The sequence below is a fragment of the Candidatus Flexifilum breve genome (assembly GCF_016713355.1).
In genome coordinates, this window is record NZ_JADJPI010000011.1 from 408,688 (window position 1) to 423,321 (window position 14,634).

The window sequence follows — 14,634 nt, forward strand, 5'->3', positions numbered from 1 at the left end:
TAAAGTGACATCCGGGAGTCTTGCTGGTACGGGCAGCGAGCTTCAAGGTGATTGGGGAGGGTTCAGGCTCTCCCTTTCACCGCAAAAGCCGATTTGTTGGAGTTCATCGTGGAGTAGCGCGTACAGAGTTCGCGCTGAGGAAAAGTAATGACTTGGAAGAACTGGGTGACTTTTTCACCGCTCAATTGTTCAAGATTCAAACAGGCTGTGGAGCTAGATTGGAGCCAGTCCGAACATCCAGCACCCTCAAAGGGGCTGGATGTTTGCTTTACAGGGGTACCCTCATGTTCGCGTCGCACTCTATCTGACAGGTCTTTCAGATAGGCGAACGGCGCTCGCAGTTCCAACACGATTTCGCCATCAACGTTCACAACAACCCGCTTGACCATGTGATGCAGCAACTCTTTCTGTGCGCTGCGATCAAGTCGATTATACAGCGTTTCGACTTGCGCAATGATTCCGGGTGCTGACCTAAATTTTCGACGTGATACTGCTGCTGCTGAGTCATGCCTTCGAGCGTCGCACGCAACTTCAGTCGGCGATCCTGCCACTCCGCCCACAATACATCCCAGACATCTTCCGAGATTCTTCCACTCGCCAGCAATCGCACGGTGCGGGCTTCTTCCTGGTCGATGGCTTCCAGCGTCGCAATTAGCTCTTCGCGTTCACTGGGACGATTGTGTCCCAGCTTTTCCGCTAGATCTTGCGTGTAGTAGGCACGAATCATCGGCAGCATCTCGGGATCGACTTGGATACGCTTCAATTCATCTGGTATCTGTCGCTCAATCCCATCACACTTGAAGTTCACGTTGCTGCGCGGAACGCAATAATAAGCCGTACCACCACCGCGACGATAGGTGTTTGAAGTCGAGCCAGTTAGTTTCACTTCGTTGCCGTCATGCCCAATGTAGAAGATGATTCCTTTGAGCAGATATTCGTGACGACGTTTCGCGAGGCGGTGACGGTTACGCCGCTCTAAAATTTCCAGTCCACGTTCAAATTCCTCTGAGGTGACGATTGGTTCCCAGTTTCCTCGTATGGTTTTTGGTGGGATTTGATTCTTTTCGCTCACTACCCAACCCGCGTACATCCAATTATGGAAAACGTGCGAGATGGTGCTGATGTTCGCCCGACGCTTTCCATTTGGCTGTATCTCGACGAAGGGTCGCCCTGTACGGTGCCGATAGCCGCGCTCGTGCAGTTTCTCCGCGATGTCCTCAAGTGTCCACTTGTCTTCGAGCAGTAGCTCCCATGCGTATCGCCAGATAGGTGCACGTTTGGGGTCCTGTTCAATCCATTTGTCGAAGCGCCCTAAATCATGCCTCTTTGAGTCATCGGTGCGTGCGGTCACGTTGATGTAGCCTTCGGGGGCGTAATTCGCATAACCGCCACCCCGGCGTTTTGCCTGTTGACCGCCTTTTGTCCGGATGCCTAACAGCGTCGATTCACGGCGGGCTAGCGTGAATGATAGCGCTACGATGACACGACCGTCAGGATCCATTGGCCCCAGATCAGGAGTTCGCAGATCTCACACCGACGCCGAACTGGTGCAGCTCATCAATCGCGCGCAGGGCTTCGGTATCATCGCGCCCGAAACGATCAGCACGTTCCACAATCACATGGGAGAATTTTCCTGCCCGCGCGTCGGCGAGCAGTCGCTGGTAGCCGGTACGATTTGGTGTTTTGCCTGTGAGGACATCGATGTACTCGTCGTACACTGGCATATCTGAATGCGCAAGGACATTGCTTTCAATAATGGCGCGCTGTCGTGCGCGTGATAGTTCTGGCTTTTGATGATCTTCACTGCTCGTTCGCAGGTAAACTGCCCATCCCGGTGGAGGTGGAGCGGTTATCCCTTTCTTTCGTTTTTGGGTCATCATGCTGAGTAATCCTGGGCAATGATCTGTGCTGGACACTGAGGCTATTTCTGAGCGCTAGATTCAGTAGCAGTCAGGCGCTCTAGGATAAGAAGGCCCGCCTCAAAATCTTCTGTTGAGATTAGCGGTTCCCAGTCTCCGCGCACCGTTTTAGGCGTAATGCCATCGCACTCGCTTACAACCCAACCCGCATACGTCCAGTCTTGAAAACCACGCAGCAGCCCATCCGTAATTGGTTTAAGTTTCCCGACTTTTGGGCTGACCATGACGAACGGTTTACCGGAGCGATGACGGTAACCGCGTTCGTGTAGAGCGAACGCGATTTCCTGTAAAGTCATCGCTCCGCTTAGAAGCAGTGACCACGCATCTTTCCATAGCTGTGCGCGTTCGGGATCAGGCTCGATCCAATGATGAATGCGCCCTAGGTCGCTACGCTGATCGGGACTGCTTTGACCCCAAACATTGATATACCCGTCGGGGGCACGTCCAGCATATCCGCCACTCGCGCGCTTTGCCTTCAAACCGCTTTTCACGCGCTGTCCCATCAGCATGGACTCGCGCTGCGCAAGAAAGAACGACAACGCGACTACGACACGATCATCTGGATCCATGGGATCAAGGTCAGGTGCGTTGGCGAAGCGCACTACAATTCCAAAGGCGTACAGCTCATCAATTGCGCGCAGTGCTTCCGTATCACTGCGGCCGAAACGGTCGGCACGTTCGACAATGACGTGCGAGAATTTGCCGGCGCGTGCGTCCGAAAGCATCTGTTGATACGACTTTCGGCGCGGGTCTTTACCAGTCAGTACATCTACATATTCTCCGTAGACGGGAATGTCGGATTTTTCAAGCACTTGCTTTTCGATAGTGAACCGTTGACGTTCGCGGGAGAGTTCTGGTTTCTGGTTCTCGTCGCTGCTCGTTCGCAGATATATTGCCCAGCCCGGTGTTGGTGGGGGAGATGATGCTCTTACTTTGGCCATTGTTATAGCGACTTCCTTTTCGTTAAAAACTGATTCAGTAGGATCCAACATCACAATACTGCAAGTCGGTAATTCCCTGATTTTTCGCGTCGTTTTTGCAGTCATTTGCGCTTTGGTCTGGCAGGCGGGTTTGACCTTGTACTAAGATTTGCGCTACAGCAAAAGACGTAAAGTGACTTTGCTAACCTCATCATGGTCGAACGCCTGCGACCCTAAGGGCGCATTCTTATGATCTCCCATTATCTTCACCGTGCTTCTTCTGTTCGCGGTGCAGGACTCATACCGAGTTCGCGTTCAGTCACTGCCTGCTTGACAACGGTATAGATGAGATTAGCCAGTGGACGATCTTCTTCATCCGCCCAGATTTCTAACTTGTCGTACAACGCCTGCGGCAGTCGAAAGGCGATCCGCGCGGCAAAGGGTACATCTCGATTCATCTTGGGGTCTCCTTTTGGTCCAGCGTGTCACCAGAGTAATCGAAAGCCCCATGCTCATGTGCGACTTTTTGCCATTTACCTGTCAAAAATTGACAGTCTCATGTTCACTTTTGACAGACTGACAAAATGGTACCTAAACCCCTACCATTCGTAGCTTCACTAGGGCTGTTTATTTCCCCGTCGAACCTCTATACTTCCCCTCGGCCTTTTATCTCAATGAGGGACACAGTGATGACTTTGAAGCGCGCTGAGCGCGAGCTGCAGGCGGTGATTGAGCGCCTGCACTACGACTTTACGGCTTTTGATATCCAGCACTTCCTCCAGCACCTGCAGCAGCAGCGCCAACGCCCATTCAGGTCGTCGATTCCCCTTCACGGCGGAAATCTATGGCTTATGGGTGCCAGCGCCGACGACCGACTATATTTTCGTCAACGCGCACCTGCTGCCAGCCCATCGCGTCCACACTATGCTGCATGAAATCGCGCACCTGCTGCTCAACCATCGAGGAGTGGATATCCGCTCGGTTCTTGGAGAACCCGTGTGGCAAGCCCTAGGCCTCTCGTCCGGAACTGGGCATCTACGCTCGGTCGCCTTGAATGACTCGCCGGAGGATGAGGAAGCGGAGGTCTTCGTTCTGCTCATTCAGCAGCGCGTCGCCCGCGCGCGCGCGGTTGCAGGAACTGTATGGGGAATCGACGTCTCTAGCGGCGATGCGTCCGTACGTCCACGGTCTCGACTTGAACAGCTAGCGGGTAGCGCATGGACGACAAAGCGATCATCTTCGGTTTCAATCTTCTGCTCTGGTTCTATCTGGCGTACCGATTTTCTGTGGCACTGGCTAAACGCAAAATCACGAATGGCGCGTCACTCCATGTCTGGGGGGTGATCTTTGGCTGCTATCTGATTGCCGCCCTCACGGCCGATCCGATTAAGCTGGCTCTCGACGGGCAGTTTGGTGGGCTGCCGCTGAGCACGCTGGTGCGCAGCCTGCTGATGTTGGCGACCATTCATCTGTATTTTCTGGGCATGCGCCAGATCTATCCCTATTCACCATGGACGCAGCGCTTGTTCCAGTGGGGAAATCCGGTCTTCGCTCTCACATGTGTTGCGTTGTTCCTCTGGTATGCGGCTGCACGGCAGATCACCGTGGTCGATCTCAATCTCCAGATCAAAGGGGTGCGGGACGTGGCCATCCTCCTGTGGCTGCGCTTGATTCTGCTGCCCTCGGCGCTCCATCTCTGGCGCACCGAGCAGGTCCGCCCGATGAAACTGCATCGCGTGACGGATCTGGCGTTCTATGGCGTCGTGCTGGTGCAGTGCAGCGCCGAAATTGCCTTGGCGGTCTCGACCTATCATCTCCCGGCGTTGACTCCGGTCCTGGCGGCCGTCGAACGTGGCTCGACCTATCTCTGTCTGCTGCTATTTCTGGTGATGCTCCTGCCACTCCGCTTATTCATGCCGCTATTCTATCCGGTGCGTCTGCGCCTTTACCTCCGGCTGCAGCGGCTCGAACGAGCGGTGAGCCAAGCCTCAACGGGACGTCCACCAATGGGTAAGCTGCCGCTGCGCCTGACCCATCCGGATGAGGTGGAACTGGCCATCTATCAGAAGGTCATCGCCATTCTGGATCGGTATCCTTCAATGAAAAACAGTCGACTACAAACGCAGATCACGGAGGTGGTGGCGAGCCAACCTCCGTTCCCGGAACTGGCGCAGAAGCTGGGAGCGATTCAACTATGACCGATGTGATTCCCCAAGAAGATAACCGGTTTGCCGTGCTGATCGGGCGCGTGTTTCATCCCTATTGGCTGCCGATCCCGACCACGCTCGCGCTGCTGAATGGCATACCGTGGCCGGAAGCGCTCGGCTGGACGGTGATTATCTGCGGGATCGTTGTGCTGCCCGGGGCGCTGTACGCCGCGTTTCTTGAAAAGCGGGGGCGCTACCGATATCAACGACAAACACGACATCGTCTCTATCTCGTGGGCTGGTTCTCGGTCTTATCGGCGTTCGTGGTAGTGCTGGCCTTCGGCGGCCCGCATACTCTGATCGCCTCGATGGGGGCGTTGGTCGTCTGGGTTCCCCTGCAAGGCTTATTGAATGCGTGGGTGACGAAGGTTTCCGGGCATGCGGCGGTCGCCGCTGGCTGCTATACCGGCCTGCTGCTCCTCGGACGTCTCGACACGCTGACCCTGCAGCTCGGCTTGCTGGCGCTGGTCCTGCTCACACTGTGGGCACGCGTGGTGACTAAGCATCATACCGTGCAGCAAGTAGTACTGGGGAGTTTAGCGGGGATCCTGCCCGTGGTGCTGGTCTTTCCCCTCGTCTTGCGTTAGGTGGACTTGGAAGCCGGAAATTTCTTCATCTGCCGCAGCCATTCGAGCATGGTGAGGACATTGCGCTGGCCTTTCGGGGTCAGCGCCGCCGCTTCCACCGCAATATCATTCAGGAGCGAGGACGAGCTCGCGAGCTGGGCGAGCAGATACCGGTGACAGTCGGCTTCCGTTTCACAGGCGAAATAGTCGAGCGAGATATGGTAGAAGCGGCAGATGGCCCTTAAGGTGTCCAACCGCGGAAACTGCGACCGTCCGTCGAGAAGATACGCCAGACTCTGGTCGGACAGCGCGGTCGCCTGCGCTATAGTCCCAAGGCTGTAGGGTTTGCCGTGCGGGTCACGCAGCCGGTCGATCAGAATCTGGAACTGCTGCTGAAATGCCATCGGGTCAGAGGCCATCGGGGTCACTCTCGTCCGGTTCCAGATTTGGTAACGGCGGCAGCTCGCCCCCCTGCTGGCGCTGCTGCTCAGCGGCTTGCACCCATTTAATCACGGTGAGAATATCCTGCTGGGCGCGCGGCGGAAGGCTGCTCGCCCGAAAGGCGATTTCACTAAGCGCTGGGGGTGCGTGGACCTCACCGCGATCCGACAGGATCGCATAGCATTCTTCGACCGTCCGGGTCTCGAAGAAGCGCAGCGGCACGTCGAAGAAACGGCACAACGCGCGCAGCGTGTTGAGCTGCGGATTCTGATTTTGCCCGCGCGCATCTGACTAATGGTGCCGAGGCTGATGCCCCTCGCCTCACCGACTTCCTGCAGTTGATAGGCGCGCCCCTCCGGATGCCGAATGGCGTCGAACAGGATGTTTAACTGTTCCGCGACTGATAGGTAAGTCTCCATCATGGCGTTAAAAACACTTGACATGATTACCAACAATTCTATAATCATCATGTTCATAATGACAAGGGGTATTTCAGACGCGTCCATTCTACCACGTTCCCGTTGACGCTAGCATCGCTTGAGTCGGTCACGCTGAAACACAGTTGAGGATGAAAGGGACACCATGAGACGCAGTATTGGCGTCGTGATTGTCGCAGCCCATGATCTCACGCGGAGCGGGTTGACCGCGCTGCTGCGGCGTGCAGAGAGCTGGACGCATGTAGCGGGCGTGTATCGCAGCCTGGAGGAAGCCGAAGCCACCTTCCATCGACATGAATCCGCTGTGCTCCTGCTGGAGGATGCGCTGCCCACCTCAGAGACCATCTTTCCCGTGTTACATCGCCTTCAGCGCGACTATCCTCAGCTCCTGACGATTGTCCTCAGCAGCAAACTGGCCGCGCGTTACCTCCAGCACCTGTTTGAAAGCGGGGCGGTCGGCTTTATCTACCGGGAAGATCGGCTGGAAGAAGCGCTGCTCCTCGGCATCGGAACGGTCGTCATGGGGTCGCTCTATACCTCACCCCAAGCTTCCGGCATTCTCGTCTGGTCACGTCTCAACCGCGGTGACGCCGAGCTGAACGCGATTGATCTGGAAGTCCTGCGCCTCATCAGTCAGGGGCTGTCGATCAAGCAGGTCGCTGCGACGATGGACTATCATCAGCGTTCCGTCTACCGCATCCGGCAAAAGCTGTGCGCCGTGCTCGACGCTCCTACCCACGAGCACTTAATTGATGCAGCCCGCCAAAAAGGGTTTTTTGAGTAAACTCGATGTTTGATCGTGCTCCCAACACGAATTTGCAAACTGGCACTTTTGCCGGGGTTTGGCACAAAGTCGCCCTCCCGGGTCATCGGTTGTATGGTACGCTGGACGAAAAAGCGGGACGATACCCCAGATGACCCACATCCTGATTGCTGACAGCAGCAGCCTGACTGTCCTCGGCGCGGAAACCCTGCTCAAAGGGCGTGCCCACACGTTCACCAGCACCGCCGAGAATGCGGATGATCTGTGTGCATTGGCGCAGCGCTACCAACCTACTCTCATCCTCCTCGGCGATCCGTTCGATCCGTTGGTCGATCTGTTCACGCTCTTTAATCGGCTGCGCCAGTGCGCTCCGCACACGCCCATCATTGTCATGGGCACAATCGGCGCCGGGCTGATCATTCACGACCTTTTTTATCTGGGAATCCGCGGCTACCTCACGAAAGAGGACGATCTCGCCGACTGCCTCTTAACGGCCGTTGACGTGGTGCTGCGGGAGCGTCCCTATCTCTCCCCAACCGCAAACTCGGAGTATCTGCTCGCGCTTCAGACCAAACAGGAAATCTGGCAGCTAGACGAGGACGAGCGGACGGTGCTGCGGTTGCTTGCCCGCGGCCAGACCGCCCGCGAAATCGCGGCGCAGATGCAAGTATCCCGGCGGCGCGTGTACTGGATTACCGAAAAGCTGCGCTACCGCTTCGGCGCGGCCACCAACGAACACCTGATCAACCGCGCGAATACCGAAGGCTTTAGGGGGTTTACCGACTAGGTTTCCACAGCGACCGGAAGATTCCGGAGCTGCATGGAAGATTCCGGTCGGCGCGTACCTCCGGTTTGCTATGCTGACCGCAGTGTAGTTGTATCCGGAGAAGCTGATGCGCCGAGTGTTTTTGCCGCTGGTGGCGGTCCTTAGCCTCGTGGTGTGGGCGGGAGTGTGGTTTATCCTGCGCGCCCAACCGAGGGCTGACGACCGCCCACTTCCGACCTTACTCGTGCTGCCGTCGCTCACGCCGACGGAAACGCCCGCCCCGACGCTGACTGCGACTGTTGCGGCGACGTCGACCATGACCCTGCCGCCTCCCCCCACCGAAACGCTGCTCCCCACACTTCTGCCGACGATGAGCGAGCGCGTGTTGGAGATCGCGGTCGTCATGCCGGGGGTCTATGTCCCGCCCACGCTCACCCCGTTTCCGCCGGGGACGATCCGGCTGTCCGCGCCGCCCAACCCCGTCGAGCCGCTGCCAGATGCGACGGACACCGCACCGCCGTTTTTCGGCTGGTACCGCTTCGAGTCGGACTACCCGACCGTAAGCTATGCGCCGCCGTGGACGCCGCGCCTATCCCAGTTCGCCAGCCGGGGACAGTATCACCGGACGGAAGGCGCGTATGACACAGCGAGCTTCCTGTTCGAGGGGGAAGGCCTGCGGGTGCGCTACGTCGCAGCACAGAACATGGGCATCTTCGAGATCGTCGTCGATGGTGTGGTGCTGGACACGATTGATGCCTATGCCGACGAACTTCGCTTTCCGGTGACGGACACGTACTCTGTCGGCAGCGGCACCCATCGCCTTGAGCTGCGGGGGATCGGGCGGAAAAACAACGCGAGCGAAGGCTACGTGATCGGACTAGACGCTATTCAGGTCTTTCGCGGCGATGCCCACACGCTGATTGTCCCACCACTGCTGAGCACAACTACGCCCACTCCCGAACCACAGCCCGCCGCGCGGATCGAACTCGTCAGCGCGCCGCCCACCCTCCAACCGACCGGAACGCCCATCCCGCCGCGCGTCCTCACCGCTGAGGTGGTGATCGCCTATGACGAGAACAGCAACCGCACGGTCGATCCGGCGGAAGGTGTCGCGGGGATTTCTGTGCGCGTGGTCGAGATCAATACCAACCGCGTCATTGCCAGCGGCTTCACCGATGAGCGCGGGTATGTAGCGTTTTCCATCGTGAGTGATACCCCAACCCAGATCGTTGTGCCCTATTTCGGCAAAACGTGGTCACTTCAGTCAGGGGTAATGCCAGTGCGCCCGCCTACACGCTGCTGCTCACGCCCGGCAATCAGCCCGGCTTAATCCCGTAGAGGTCAAGGTGAACAAAACAGCTTTGAGGTTTCTCCCCCTGTTGTGGGCCGTATTGGCCTGCAACGGTACGCTGACCGGCATCACCAGTCTGCCCGTCTATGTCTGCCCGACGCCCGTGGTGGTGGCTCCACCGCCGCTGCCGACACTGGTGCCGATCCCGGCTATCCGACGCTGGTGCCCCTGCCGACCGCGCTCCCGCCGCCGACCGTCACGCCGTACGTGCTGCAAGCGCCGGCGGCCTTTTATCGGGGCGATGCGGTCTTCACCCCGGCCCGCAGTCGGCGCGCTTTCCGCCTGGCGCAGGTCTCGGTCATCAGACGCCGGCCGGACATACCGTGGCTCTCTGGAAACTGGAGATCAAGAACCTGAGCGTGGGCGCGTATGACGTATTTCCCGCCTATCAAAGCTATGTGAGCCGACTCACGGACGGTACCACCGGGGTATGGGGCGCATCCCAAGCCGCCGCGGCGGAGGCGGGCCTCGCGGTGACCTATGAAGCGGTCAGCCTCGCACCGAACGAAACGCGTCAGTTCATGCTAGCGGGTTTTCTGCCCTATGGGGCAGCACCGGAGCGCGTTACCCTGATGCTCGACCCGACGACCCGCTCCGCCACGGGGCCGCGGGTGCCGGGGAGCAATGCGCTCGTCTGGCGCACAGACGTCAATCCGTTTTGCACTGGAACGATCGCCGATCCGCCGGTCGGCATGCTGCCGTCGCCATAGCCGAGGAGGAACTGCGAACATGCCCATTGTCGATGATGTGCTGAACGGGCTGCAAATCCAGATCGACACCCTGTGGTACAACCTGCTGTTCTCGCTGGCGGGAATGGGCTGGAGCGTGCAGCGTGCCTTTTTGATGCTGGGTTACACCATCGAATTGATCAATCAGTGGCTGGTCGATCAGGCCTTCACGCCGCTGATTGCCCAGACAAATGCCAGCCTGCAGCTCGCGGTCAGCCTCGCCTTCGTCGTCGCCCTGCTGATTCTGGGCATCACCTATCTGCTCGCGGCGTTCGCCCGCCTGCGCGTGGTCGAGCCGAAGAGCGCCGTCGGCTGGTATCTGGCCGGCGCGCTGTTCTTCACCCTCGGGCCGGGTCTGTATCAGGGGATGAGCGAGTTCCGCCGCGATGTGACGCAGGCCTTCTACGCGAGCACCTTGAGCGAGTTATCGGCGACGACCGGTGCTGCCTTCAACTCGCTCGACAGTGTGAGCAGCACCGATCTGGGGCTGATCGCGCTGTGCGACAATTTCGGCTCGTATCTCCCCGTCTGGAGCTACACCGTCGATGGCCTCGACGTGGCGCTCGCCTATCTACGCGCCGACGCGATTGATCTGATGGGCTACCCATCCACGCCGCGCGATCCATCCTGCCAGCCGCATCCGCCCGGATCCGGTGAGCGGCTTGTGGACGGCGGGCAGCGTGCCGTGGGAATGGCGCACGCCCGGGTCGTTCTTCGCCAACGACCGCGATCCGCTCTTCTTCCCGGCCATTGACACCGCTCGACCGCGCGGCCTCGATTGCGCAGGCGTCCGCGGCACAGGGGAGGCTGCTCACCGCGTGGCCGCTCATCCTGTTCGGCGTGAGCGAGCAGCTCGTCTACCTGCTGCTCACCATTGCGCAGGGACTCACCTTCATCTCGTTCGGCGTGGCGATCCTATTCGCCTTCTTCAAGAAGACGGAAGTCATCGCCCGCTCCATCATCGACCTCTGGATCGAACTCCTCATCCAGACGGTCGTGATCGCGCTCATTCAGGCGCTCGTCGTCAGTTTCTTCCTGACGGGACGGCGAGCGGCAATGGCATCGTCGTCCTCGGTATCGGGCTGCTCTGCCTGATATTCATGGTGATTGTGCTCTTCAGCGGCCTCAAAGCCGTGTGGAACTCGTTCAACCGCCTCTTCAACGCCTTCGGTCAGCTCACGGGCGGCGCTGTGATCAGTCCCGGTGCGGCGACGATCATGACCGCGGCGGGCGCGGTGGGTGCGGCTGGATTAGCAGCTGTAGCCACCGGGACAGTGGTCGGCGTAGGTCAGGCGCGCTGGCGGGTGCGACCGCGCTCCACAACGGTGCGACACCAGCGCAAGCCGCGGGTCTGACCTTCGGCGGCCTGCAGCCACTCGCCGACGCGACGCGCACGCTCACCCGTCTGCCCGGTCTGCGGGCGACCCCGTTAGGGGAAGCAGCCGCGCAGTTCAGTGAAGGCGCCGCGACCCGGCACGTCGCGGATCAGGTGCCGGGCGTAGGCCCGCGCTCGGGCCACTGGTCGGCGCGAAGCTGCTCACCGGACTATGACCCGGCGCAGGCCGAAGTCGATGCCCAGGGTCGCTTGCTCCGCCGCCCGATGCTCGTCCCGGCGGTCGGCGCGGGGCTGGAGCGGCTCACCTATCCGCTCGGTAAACAGCCAATCGAAACGGCGGACGCGGGGAGCGAACTCCTGCGCGGTTTCACGCCCGTCAAGCCGAAGCGGATGGGCTGGTTCACCCCCGTTGTCCCGGCTGAAACATTAGACAGTCTGCAGGTGCGGGAGCAGGAGAATTATGCGGCTGACATGCGCGGTGAGGAGTTGGAACAGCACCTAACCGAAGTTACCCAATCGGCTGGGGGGAAAAGTAGTCAGGCGGCGATGGAGCGCGCGTCCGGGCGGTTGGAACGGAGCGCAGAAACGTTGGAACGCGCGCGCCGGGCGTTGACCGGCAGTTTGCGCCTCACGGGGACAGCTGATGTCACGGGGGTGCTCGGCGATGTCATGCGCTTGCTCGGCGGACGCGGCGTAAACGGCGTGGATCACTTGACCGCTGGCGCTTTGCTGGCGCAGGCGGTCGGGATCACACCGCTGCCGAATGGGCAGTCGCCCGTCTCCGGCGACCTGACCCGCTTCCGTCTCTTCCTTGATCAGGCGGCGCGCCTCGGCTTGTCGCCAGAACAAACCGAACGCGTCAGTCAGGAAGTTAAGGCAACGCCCGAGCGCCATCTCACGCCGGAGACCCGCAGCTGAATTAGTCGACGGGGCAGTCACGGCGGGGCAGTCGCGGGAAGAGGCCGAACGCTCGGTCAACCGATTGGAGATCGCGGCGCGGTTGCTGCCCACCGAACTGACCGTGCAGGGCGAACTCTCGCTCGCTACCCCCACCGCGGCTCCCGCAGTGATCGGCGAATCGCTTCGCCCCGATTACCCGGCCGCCAACCCTGATTTTGAGGCGGCACTGCGCACCAGTCAGCTGCTCGCCGGCAGCGGTCAGACCGAAAGGACACTCGATGAATGAAGCCCTGAAGTACCACTCCGTCGCTGAACTGCGCGCCCTCTCCCTGGAGGAGCTGCGCGCCCTGTGGGAACTCGTGCCAACCGAGCGGCAGCGCGCCTACCGCGCCGCCTATGACCGCGAAGTCCGCGCGGCCGGGGGCGAAGGGTCGGACGCCAAAGAACGCCAGATCGCGTTGGCACTGCTCACACGCTATCACGCGGCGGCGCTCGTCCCGATCGGATCGCGCTGGGCGCGTGCACCGCGCCGGGTCCAGTCCGCCGCACAGCAGGGGCTGGGTTCTCGGTTCCGGAAGCCGAAATCACCACTAAACCGGACGTCCCTCCGGCAAAGTGCTCGCCGTCTTGGGAGGGCTGATGCTCCTCATGCTCGCGCTAGTAGTGCTGCGGGGGTGGTGCGGGCGGTACCGCCGAAGCGACCGAGGAAGTCGCGGCCACGGCGACGCTCTCCGTGGACGTGACGCCGACGCGCTCGCGCTCGAAGCGCAGGATGAAGTGATCGAGGGCGGTGATACCAGCCGGTCTCCGTTCTACCCGATCAACCTGCAAATCAGTCTGCCGGGTCAGACCGCCGCGCGTCTGGGTGGTGCAGCGCCGGGCGGTGCGCGCCTCGGAATGGAACTTCGACCCGAACCCGGACACCGCTTCCTTCCTAAACGGCATGAGCGTGCGCCCGGTAATCGGCATTCCGTGGTCCAGAGGATAACGCCGTGTGGTTTGATGCGCTCGGCACGGGCGCAGAATTCCGCGTGCAGATGAACACAGGGGCGATCCTGACCTTCGCCTTCGAGAACAAGCGGGAGGTGCTCCGCAGCGAGACGGGCATCTTTCGGCAGGTGAGCCCGGGCTTGGTCGTGCTCCTGCTCGGCGAGACCGACACCGACGGGCTGCCGACCGCCTCGCGCACGCTCGTCACCGCCGCTTATCCCGTCGAGCAGGAGCTGGGCCGCGCTGGCGAACTCATTGGCGCGTTGGCGCAGTCATTCATGTTAACTACACCTCAACCGCTGCCGACGGCTACGGCCACACCCATCCCATTCAGTTCACTGGAGGTGCAGATTATCAGCGTGACCACCAGCGCAGAGCAGCTCACGACGCGGCTGCGCCTGTACAACGGCGGGAATACGCTGCTGCCAATCACATCTGAGGATATCTGGTTGGCGCTTGGTTATATCGAAAACCCATCCGGACCGCGCATACCGGCGGAGGGACTCACGCCCTTCGATCTGCTACCCGGTCAAGCAGCAGATCTGACGCTCATCTGGTTATGGTCGGGTGAGCCATGGCAGTTCTAAATCGGCGCGTACAGCTACCCGATTCAACTTGCCGACCTGTAAGGGACTTGCCCTCTGTTTGAGGGCAAGTCTCGTCAATTTCGTGAACTTTATGATTGTAAATTCTCCTAACCGGATAGAGACTTAAAGTTCAACATGGCTTTGGTCAGTTGGAATATCCGCGATCTGTGATTGCAGTGACCGATACTTTCCTAAGCTAGAATGCTCCACTGATTCTGCTAGTTGGATACAACGGAGAATATATTCATTAGCTTGTACCGTGTCTCTCAAGTTATAGTAGGTTTGAGCAAGTTGAAAGTACGTTTCAGCCTCCTCGCAAATCACTCCTTCCACCCTAAGGGCAATGCTTCACCATAATATGCTAGTGCCTTGTCCTGATTTCCAAGTTGAGACCAAGCTATTCCCAAATTCGTCAGAGTCATTGCTTCTTGACGTTTATCGCCTATCATGCGCTGTAGCAGTAATGCTTGTTCATAATGATCAATCGCCGTTGGAAGTTCATTTAAGAGGAATTCTGCATATCCAATACTGGCCAATGCACGTGCCATAATGCGTTTTTCGCCGAGCGTTTCAGCCAGTTTTAGCGCTTCATGAGAATCTCTTAGCGAATCCGCAAGTTGCCCTATTTCGGCTAAAGTTCTTCCTGTACTTGCTAACACCATTGCTTCACCGCGTCGATCCTCAGTAGCGCGCATTACCGTCAGAGCAGATTGGAGAAACCAG

The 14,634-nt window shown here is 59.3% G+C and carries 23 protein-coding genes and 1 pseudogene; 13 read left to right on the plus strand and 11 right to left on the minus strand.

What is annotated here, in order from left to right:
* Positions 1 to 62: 62 nt before the first annotated feature.
* The 6 genes from IPK17_RS13605 to IPK17_RS13630 form a co-directional block, all read right to left on the minus strand.
* Positions 63 to 389: a hypothetical protein gene (locus tag IPK17_RS13605; protein ID WP_343418235.1), complete on the minus strand. Its 327-nt coding sequence runs from the start codon at positions 387 to 389 to the stop codon at positions 63 to 65.
* The gene (locus tag IPK17_RS13610; RefSeq protein WP_343418236.1) at positions 368 to 1,501 is read right to left on the minus strand and encodes a recombinase family protein; all 1,134 of its coding nucleotides are present in this window, start codon (positions 1,499 to 1,501) and stop codon (positions 368 to 370) included. Before IPK17_RS13610 ends, IPK17_RS13605 begins: the two co-directional genes overlap by 22 nt.
* Before the next feature lie 10 nt (positions 1,502 to 1,511).
* On the minus strand, positions 1,512 to 1,880 hold the full coding sequence (locus IPK17_RS13615) for a recombinase family protein (protein ID WP_343418237.1): 369 nt from the start codon (positions 1,878 to 1,880) through the stop codon (positions 1,512 to 1,514).
* A gap of 41 nt (positions 1,881 to 1,921) precedes the next feature.
* Entirely contained in the window at positions 1,922 to 2,965 is a 1,044-nt protein-coding gene (locus tag IPK17_RS13620; protein WP_343418238.1) for a recombinase family protein, read from the minus strand.
* A gap of 140 nt (positions 2,966 to 3,105) precedes the next feature.
* Entirely contained in the window at positions 3,106 to 3,297 is a 192-nt protein-coding gene (locus tag IPK17_RS13625; protein WP_343418239.1) for a ribbon-helix-helix domain-containing protein, read from the minus strand.
* A gap of 213 nt (positions 3,298 to 3,510) precedes the next feature.
* Positions 3,511 to 3,672, minus strand: a complete 162-nt coding sequence (locus tag IPK17_RS13630) for a hypothetical protein (RefSeq protein WP_343418240.1) — start codon at positions 3,670 to 3,672, stop codon at positions 3,511 to 3,513.
* 7 nt (positions 3,673 to 3,679) lie between these two features.
* Here IPK17_RS13630 and IPK17_RS41045 point away from each other — a divergent pair.
* From IPK17_RS41045 to IPK17_RS13640, 3 genes and pseudogenes are all read left to right on the plus strand, one after another.
* Positions 3,680 to 3,745 (plus strand): annotated as a pseudogene (locus tag IPK17_RS41045) (hypothetical protein); the annotation flags it as partial.
* 311 nt (positions 3,746 to 4,056) lie between these two features.
* Positions 4,057 to 5,037, plus strand: a complete 981-nt coding sequence (locus IPK17_RS13635; RefSeq protein WP_343418241.1) for a hypothetical protein — start codon at positions 4,057 to 4,059, stop codon at positions 5,035 to 5,037.
* Positions 5,034 to 5,633, plus strand: a complete 600-nt coding sequence (locus IPK17_RS13640) for a hypothetical protein (protein WP_343418242.1) — start codon at positions 5,034 to 5,036, stop codon at positions 5,631 to 5,633. The genes IPK17_RS13635 and IPK17_RS13640 overlap by 4 nt, the downstream gene beginning before the upstream one ends.
* On the opposite strand, the gene IPK17_RS13645 is transcribed toward IPK17_RS13640, so the two are convergent.
* Both IPK17_RS13645 and IPK17_RS13650 read right to left on the minus strand, forming a co-directional pair.
* Entirely contained in the window at positions 5,630 to 6,031 is a 402-nt protein-coding gene (locus tag IPK17_RS13645) for a hypothetical protein (protein ID WP_343418243.1), read from the minus strand. The genes IPK17_RS13640 and IPK17_RS13645 overlap by 4 nt on opposite strands.
* Positions 6,021 to 6,293: a hypothetical protein gene (locus IPK17_RS13650; protein WP_343418244.1), complete on the minus strand. Its 273-nt coding sequence runs from the start codon at positions 6,291 to 6,293 to the stop codon at positions 6,021 to 6,023. Before IPK17_RS13650 ends, IPK17_RS13645 begins: the two co-directional genes overlap by 11 nt.
* Positions 6,294 to 6,635: 342 nt before the next feature.
* Between IPK17_RS13650 and IPK17_RS13655 the strand changes: the two genes are divergently transcribed.
* The 3 genes from IPK17_RS13655 (at position 6,636) to IPK17_RS13665 (ending at position 9,349) form a co-directional block, all read left to right on the plus strand.
* The gene (locus tag IPK17_RS13655; protein ID WP_343418245.1) at positions 6,636 to 7,274 is read left to right on the plus strand and encodes a helix-turn-helix domain-containing protein; all 639 of its coding nucleotides are present in this window, start codon (positions 6,636 to 6,638) and stop codon (positions 7,272 to 7,274) included.
* Positions 7,275 to 7,404: 130 nt separating this feature from the next.
* Complete coding sequence (locus IPK17_RS13660; RefSeq protein ID WP_343418246.1) at positions 7,405 to 8,040, plus strand: LuxR C-terminal-related transcriptional regulator; 636 nt, start codon at positions 7,405 to 7,407, stop codon at positions 8,038 to 8,040.
* A 106-nt stretch (positions 8,041 to 8,146) separates the two neighbouring features.
* Entirely contained in the window at positions 8,147 to 9,349 is a 1,203-nt protein-coding gene (locus tag IPK17_RS13665) for a hypothetical protein (RefSeq protein WP_343418247.1), read from the plus strand.
* A gap of 105 nt (positions 9,350 to 9,454) precedes the next feature.
* On the opposite strand, the gene IPK17_RS13670 is transcribed toward IPK17_RS13665, so the two are convergent.
* Positions 9,455 to 9,586 (minus strand): hypothetical protein, encoded by a 132-nt coding sequence (locus tag IPK17_RS13670; RefSeq protein ID WP_343418248.1) that lies wholly within the window; start codon positions 9,584 to 9,586, stop codon positions 9,455 to 9,457.
* 107 nt (positions 9,587 to 9,693) lie between these two features.
* Here IPK17_RS13670 and IPK17_RS13675 point away from each other — a divergent pair, with 107 nt between their 5' ends.
* The 6 genes from IPK17_RS13675 (at position 9,694) to IPK17_RS13700 (ending at position 12,620) form a co-directional block, all read left to right on the plus strand.
* A complete protein-coding gene (locus IPK17_RS13675; protein WP_343418249.1) occupies positions 9,694 to 10,080 on the plus strand; it encodes a hypothetical protein in 387 nt (128 codons plus the stop codon).
* A gap of 19 nt (positions 10,081 to 10,099) precedes the next feature.
* Positions 10,100 to 10,852 (plus strand): hypothetical protein, encoded by a 753-nt coding sequence (locus IPK17_RS13680; RefSeq protein ID WP_343418250.1) that lies wholly within the window; start codon positions 10,100 to 10,102, stop codon positions 10,850 to 10,852.
* The gene (locus IPK17_RS13685) at positions 10,849 to 11,193 is read left to right on the plus strand and encodes a hypothetical protein (protein WP_343418251.1); all 345 of its coding nucleotides are present in this window, start codon (positions 10,849 to 10,851) and stop codon (positions 11,191 to 11,193) included. Before IPK17_RS13680 ends, IPK17_RS13685 begins: the two co-directional genes overlap by 4 nt.
* Before the next feature lie 5 nt (positions 11,194 to 11,198).
* The gene (locus IPK17_RS13690; RefSeq protein ID WP_343418252.1) at positions 11,199 to 11,453 is read left to right on the plus strand and encodes a hypothetical protein; all 255 of its coding nucleotides are present in this window, start codon (positions 11,199 to 11,201) and stop codon (positions 11,451 to 11,453) included.
* A gap of 134 nt (positions 11,454 to 11,587) precedes the next feature.
* Positions 11,588 to 12,352 (plus strand): hypothetical protein, encoded by a 765-nt coding sequence (locus IPK17_RS13695; protein WP_343418253.1) that lies wholly within the window; start codon positions 11,588 to 11,590, stop codon positions 12,350 to 12,352.
* Positions 12,353 to 12,416: 64 nt separating this feature from the next.
* A complete protein-coding gene (locus IPK17_RS13700) occupies positions 12,417 to 12,620 on the plus strand; it encodes a hypothetical protein (protein WP_343418254.1) in 204 nt (67 codons plus the stop codon).
* 371 nt (positions 12,621 to 12,991) lie between these two features.
* Here IPK17_RS13700 and IPK17_RS13705 read toward each other — a convergent pair whose 3' ends face one another.
* Complete coding sequence (locus IPK17_RS13705) at positions 12,992 to 13,279, minus strand: hypothetical protein (protein WP_343418255.1); 288 nt, start codon at positions 13,277 to 13,279, stop codon at positions 12,992 to 12,994.
* A 47-nt stretch (positions 13,280 to 13,326) separates the two neighbouring features.
* On the opposite strand from IPK17_RS13705, the gene IPK17_RS13710 reads away from it, so the two are divergent.
* Entirely contained in the window at positions 13,327 to 13,911 is a 585-nt protein-coding gene (locus IPK17_RS13710) for a hypothetical protein (protein ID WP_343418256.1), read from the plus strand.
* Between the two features lie 320 nt (positions 13,912 to 14,231).
* Here the strand turns inward: IPK17_RS13710 and IPK17_RS13715 are convergent.
* The coding region (locus IPK17_RS13715) for a tetratricopeptide repeat protein (protein WP_343418257.1) at positions 14,232 to 14,634 on the minus strand (403 nt) is incomplete at its 5' end.

Bases quoted from the DNA above. Each gene is read 5' to 3' on its own strand.
- IPK17_RS13605 (WP_343418235.1), bottom strand. From the start codon at position 389: ATGGTCAAGCGGGTTGTTGTGAACGTTGATGGCGAAATCGTGTTGGAA.
- IPK17_RS13610 (WP_343418236.1), bottom strand. From the start codon at position 1,501: ATGGATCCTGACGGTCGTGTCATCGTAGCGCTATCATTCACGCTAGCC.
- IPK17_RS13615 (WP_343418237.1), bottom strand. From the start codon at position 1,880: ATGATGACCCAAAAACGAAAGAAAGGGATAACCGCTCCACCTCCACCG.
- IPK17_RS13620 (WP_343418238.1), bottom strand. From the start codon at position 2,965: ATGACTGCAAAAACGACGCGAAAAATCAGGGAATTACCGACTTGCAGT.
- IPK17_RS13625 (WP_343418239.1), bottom strand. From the start codon at position 3,297: ATGAATCGAGATGTACCCTTTGCCGCGCGGATCGCCTTTCGACTGCCG.
- IPK17_RS13635 (WP_343418241.1), top strand. From the start codon at position 4,057: ATGGACGACAAAGCGATCATCTTCGGTTTCAATCTTCTGCTCTGGTTC.
- IPK17_RS13640 (WP_343418242.1), top strand. From the start codon at position 5,034: ATGACCGATGTGATTCCCCAAGAAGATAACCGGTTTGCCGTGCTGATC.
- IPK17_RS13645 (WP_343418243.1), bottom strand. From the start codon at position 6,031: ATGGCCTCTGACCCGATGGCATTTCAGCAGCAGTTCCAGATTCTGATC.
- IPK17_RS13655 (WP_343418245.1), top strand. From the start codon at position 6,636: ATGAGACGCAGTATTGGCGTCGTGATTGTCGCAGCCCATGATCTCACG.
- IPK17_RS13660 (WP_343418246.1), top strand. From the start codon at position 7,405: ATGACCCACATCCTGATTGCTGACAGCAGCAGCCTGACTGTCCTCGGC.
- IPK17_RS13665 (WP_343418247.1), top strand. From the start codon at position 8,147: ATGCGCCGAGTGTTTTTGCCGCTGGTGGCGGTCCTTAGCCTCGTGGTG.
- IPK17_RS13680 (WP_343418250.1), top strand. From the start codon at position 10,100: ATGCCCATTGTCGATGATGTGCTGAACGGGCTGCAAATCCAGATCGAC.
- IPK17_RS13690 (WP_343418252.1), top strand. From the start codon at position 11,199: ATGGTGATTGTGCTCTTCAGCGGCCTCAAAGCCGTGTGGAACTCGTTC.
- IPK17_RS13705 (WP_343418255.1), bottom strand. From the start codon at position 13,279: ATGCCGTTTAGGAAGGAAGCGGTGTCCGGGTTCGGGTCGAAGTTCCAT.